This window comes from Thiomonas sp. TH-17 (assembly GCF_057473305.1).
Genome location: NZ_JBYCKI010000050.1, coordinates 1 through 4,124 on the forward strand (window position 1 = coordinate 1; position 4,124 = coordinate 4,124).

The 4,124-nt window shown below is 64.5% G+C and carries 4 protein-coding genes and 1 pseudogene; all 5 read left to right on the forward strand.

Features of this window, described 5'->3' with window-relative positions; translation table 11 throughout:
- Positions 1-113 precede the first annotated feature (113 nt).
- The 5 genes and pseudogenes from AC2VLV_RS03445 to AC2VLV_RS03465 all read left to right on the forward strand — a co-directional run bounded on the left by AC2VLV_RS03445 (position 114) and on the right by AC2VLV_RS03465 (position 4,094).
- Complete coding sequence (locus tag AC2VLV_RS03445; RefSeq protein ID WP_486988643.1) at positions 114-563, forward strand: hypothetical protein; 450 nt, start codon at positions 114-116, stop codon at positions 561-563.
- Between the two features lie 150 nt (positions 564-713).
- Positions 714-1,133: pseudogene (locus AC2VLV_RS03450) on the forward strand (glycosyltransferase family 2 protein).
- A complete protein-coding gene (locus AC2VLV_RS03455) occupies positions 1,133-1,669 on the forward strand; it encodes a hypothetical protein (RefSeq protein ID WP_486988644.1) in 537 nt (178 codons plus the stop codon). The pseudogene AC2VLV_RS03450 and the gene AC2VLV_RS03455 overlap by 1 nt, the downstream one beginning before the upstream one ends.
- A 110-nt stretch (positions 1,670-1,779) precedes the next feature.
- Positions 1,780-3,750: an asparagine synthase (glutamine-hydrolyzing) gene (asnB, locus tag AC2VLV_RS03460; RefSeq protein ID WP_486988646.1), complete on the forward strand. Its 1,971-nt coding sequence runs from the start codon at positions 1,780-1,782 to the stop codon at positions 3,748-3,750.
- 77 nt (positions 3,751-3,827) lie between these two features.
- Positions 3,828-4,094 (forward strand): acyl carrier protein, encoded by a 267-nt coding sequence (locus AC2VLV_RS03465; protein ID WP_486988645.1) that lies wholly within the window; start codon positions 3,828-3,830, stop codon positions 4,092-4,094.
- Positions 4,095-4,124 lie beyond the last annotated feature (30 nt).

Below are 4,124 nucleotides of genomic sequence, written 5' to 3' on the forward strand. Positions count from 1 at the left end.
AACTCGATTTCCGGGGCAACTCGCAATTTCTCTCTCCAATGCAAACCGAATGCAGAGCATTGGAGATCGGTAGCGCAAGTAAGTTCCATCAAGAGTAAAACACTACACTAGCGATGGCTGATTTCGCGCCCCAGGTTGAGCGTTACCACCGCGTGTTCGGACGCAGTGCGGTCAAAGTGATCCTGCTCGAGGACCTGGCGCGATCGCCGGAAGCGACCTTCCGCGACATACTCGTATTCCTGGGGCTGAATACCACCTTCCAGCCCGAGTTCACCGTTTACAACGAAACACCGCGACACGGTCGGGTCGAGGGATTCCTGCGTACGCTCTACCGCAATCCGGGGATCAAGGCCCTGGTGCAGCGCAGCGTCCCGCGCGCGCTCCGGCGCAAATCCATCGAACTCGTCAGGCAGCGTGAGGCTCCGCGCAGCGGCCTGGATGCATTTGACCAGCGCTTGCGTGAACAATGCGCCCCTGGCATCGAACGCTTGGCTGCGCAGATCGACCGGGACCTGCGCCACTGGCAGGCATCGACACGAAGGCAACACAAGCGCGTGACCTGATCCCGGTCGCGGGCGCCACGTCACGCCCGTCGTTTTTTTGGGGGGCGCCATGCTCGAGAGCTCGCCTTGCTGCAACGTGATCGTGCAGACGTATAACCGCAGCGCACCCATCGTCCGGGCAGTCGGCAGTGTCCTGGCGAATGCACGGGCATGCCGCCTCGCGAGGTCATCGTCGTCGATGACGCGTCGAGCGATGACACGCCTGCCGTGCTCGGCGCGCATTTTGGCGATGATCCGCGCGCCAGATTGCTGATCGCATCAGCCAACCTTTGACCCTCCGCCGCGCGCAATCGTGGGCTCGCCGCGACTTCGGGCGAGTTTGTCTTGTTCCTGGACTCCGACGAAGCGTTGGTGCCTGATGCGCTGGCGTGCGCATTGCAGGCGTTCCACTGCGTATCGGCGCTGCAATTTCTGACGCTCGAAGGCGAGGCGGCCTCACTCGACCAGCAGACCCGCGCGCAGCGCATCGTGCGCGGATTGAACCCGGGCTGGCCACGGCGACATCCCGCGCTTGCAGCTTGCGCCGACTGCCCATCGAGCCGTCCCGTGGCGTGGCTGGCGGACCGTTGATGCTCGAGTATGGCGATCTGTTCTCGGCCGTCGTGTTTGGCAGCCTCTTCTGGCTGTCTGGCCTGATCATGCGTCGGACGGCCGCGCTCGGCACCGGCCCGTTCAGTGAACGCTACCGGAATCTGGAGGATTGGGACTACACGGCACGGCTCTGCCGCACAGGTCTCGGCGGCCATCTCGACTATCCCGGTTTCCGCCGCGAAACGGGGCGCGCCAACCAACTGTGCCGGGCGGGGAGCCGCGCTCGTTACGCGGTGATGCATGAGCGCATCATCGCGAATCTCGCGGCCACGGATGGTGGACCATCAGCAAAGCTTGCACATCTGCTGCACAGGGCACGGGCTGCAGCGGACTACAGCCTGGCGCGCCAGCTGCTGGAGCGCGGCCACGACGAGATCGCAAGGCGCTTTCTGTCGCGCGCGCTACTCGCGGGATACAAGCCACTGCGGACGCTGGCATGGCTCGGCGGCGGGCTGCGCCTCGCGGCACTCATGCAGCGGCAGTCACGACGCGCAGTCCTGCGTCAAGGAACCTGACCTGCCTACGCACTGCGATAGGATTGCTGCGCGCATGCGTTTGCGTGGCGCCGGCGATGCGCCGGCGATCTACCATCCATCGGCGCGCCAGCCAGGAGACCGGTCTCGACATGTGCGGAATTGCGGGTTGCCTCGGCCCACCGATTGCACCGACGTCGATGCGCACCGCGCTCGAGACGATGATCCACACGCTTCATCATCGCGGCCCGGACGGTTACGGCTTCCATGTCGGAAACGGCATCGGCCTGGCACATGCGCGTCTGTCGATCATCGATCTGATGACTGGCGAGCAGCCGATCCACAACGAGCGGGGCACCGTCTGGACCGTGTTCAACGGCGAGATCTTCAACTACCGCGAGCTGCGTGCGCAGCTCGAACGCGAGGGCCACCGCTTCTACACGCAATCGGATACCGAGGTCATCGTCCACCTGTACGAGCAGCATGGCGACGATTTCGTCCAACATCTGAACGGGCAGTTCGCGATCGCGCTGTGGGATGACGAACGACGGCGCCTGCTGCTGGCGCGCGACCGCACCGGCATCCGACCGCTGTTCTTCACGCGCGCCGCGGGACGACTTTGGTTCGGCTCGGAGATCAAGGCACTGCTGGCAGTGCTGCCGGACCGTGCCGCGTTGGATCCGCTGGGCCTGGTGCAGACGCTGAGTTACTGGGGACCGGTGGATCCCACGACGGTATTCCGGGGCATCGAGAGCTTGCCGGCTGGTCACTTGCTGGCGGTGGAGGCTGACCGGCGCGAGGTGCTGACGCGTTACTGGGACTGGCGCTTCCCGGTGGCCGGCGCGGAGTGCGGGGTGCATGGCCATGGCTCCATCGAGGCCGCCGCCGAGGAACTGCGCGCGCTGCTGATCGATGCCGTGCGTCTGCAACTGCGCGCCGACGTGCCGGTAGGCGCCTATCTCAGCGGCGGACTGGACTCCTCGGGCATCGTCGCTCTGGCCAGCCGTTTCACCAGCACGCCTATCCACACCTTTGGCATCACTTTCGCGGAGGCCGAGTTCGACGAGAGCGTGTACCAAGACACCATGGTGCGCCACCTCGGCACTGCGCACACGACGCTGCGCTGCACGCCACGCGACATCGGCGAACAATTCCCGGCACTGGTCCGCCACGTCGAGGCACCCGTGCTGCGCACGGCAGCGGTGCCACTGATGTTGTTGTCGCGGCGCGTGCGCGAATCGGGCTACAAGGTCGTGCTGACCGGTGAAGGCGCGGACGAGGTCTTTGCCGGCTACGACATCTTCAAGGAGGCCAAGATCCGCCGCTTCTGGGCGCGCCAGCCCGATTCACGGCTGCGGCCAAGGCTGCTGGAGCGACTGTATGGCTATCTGGAAAACTCTCCCGTCGCCAATGCCGCACTGGCGCAGTCCTTCTTCGGCAAGGGACTCGAAGCCAGCGACCGGCCGGTGTTCGCACACGCACCACGCTGGACGACTTCGCAGCGCGCGCTGCGGTTCCTGTCGCGGGAGATGCGAGCCAGCATCGGCCCCTGGGATCCGCTGGACTGGTACGAGCAGAAACTGCCGCGGGAACTCGTATCGTGGAGCCCACTAGCCCGCGACCAATACGTGGAAGCGAAGTCTCTGCTGGCGGCCTACCTGCTGCCGGCGCAGGGTGACCGGGCGGGCATGGCGCATTCGATCGAGGGCCGCTTCCCCTACCTCGATCACCGCCTCATCGAGTTTGCCAACCGACTGCCGCCACACTGGAAGATCCGCGGCCTGAAGGAGAAGTACCTGCTGCGCCGTGCGCTGGACGGCCTGCTGCCGCCTCTGATCCTGCAGCGCAGCAAGCAGCCGTACCGCGCACCCGACCACCAGAGTTTCTTCCACCATGGCGCACCGCTGGACTACGTGGCGGATTTGATGGGAAGCGAACGCATCCGCGCGGCTGGCTATTTCGACGCCGCGGCTGTTGGCAAACTTGTTGACAAATGCCGTCGTGGCGATGCGCTAGGCTTTGCCGACAATCAGGCGTTCGTAGGCATTCTCTCGACCATGCTGCTCGACGAGACGTTCTTGCGGCAGCGGCGTGCTGCCGAGAAACAACCTCACGGTCCGTAAGAAAGCAAGCGCCGCCTGTGCCCGAAATACAATGCCCCGCCGCGAAATCGTTCGCGAGGGATGACAGGGGAATATGCATGGCGCAGCAGGCAACCGAAATCGAGTCGAAGATCCGCGGTTACATCCTGGAGAACCTTCTTTTCAGCGACAACGCGGCCGACCTCACCAACGATGCGTCGCTGCTTGAGCAAGGCGTCATCGATTCGACCGGCGTACTCGAGATCGTGATGTTCCTCGAAGGTGAATTCGGCCTGTCGATCAGGGCCAGCGAAATGCTGCCGGAGAATTTCGACACGGTGGACAACATGGTCCGCTTTGTCCTGCGCCTGCAGGGCACGCAATGAGCCAACGCGCGACCCGTCTGCTGCACGACG

What these genes read in the sequence shown, in the direction of transcription:
- asnB (WP_486988646.1), top strand. Translation starts at nt 1,780, where the DNA reads ATGTGCGGAATTGCGGGTTGCCTCGGCCCACCGATTGCACCGACGTCG.
- AC2VLV_RS03445 (WP_486988643.1), top strand. Translation starts at nt 114, where the DNA reads ATGGCTGATTTCGCGCCCCAGGTTGAGCGTTACCACCGCGTGTTCGGA.
- AC2VLV_RS03465 (WP_486988645.1), top strand. Translation starts at nt 3,828, where the DNA reads ATGGCGCAGCAGGCAACCGAAATCGAGTCGAAGATCCGCGGTTACATC.
- AC2VLV_RS03455 (WP_486988644.1), top strand. Translation starts at nt 1,133, where the DNA reads ATGCTCGAGTATGGCGATCTGTTCTCGGCCGTCGTGTTTGGCAGCCTC.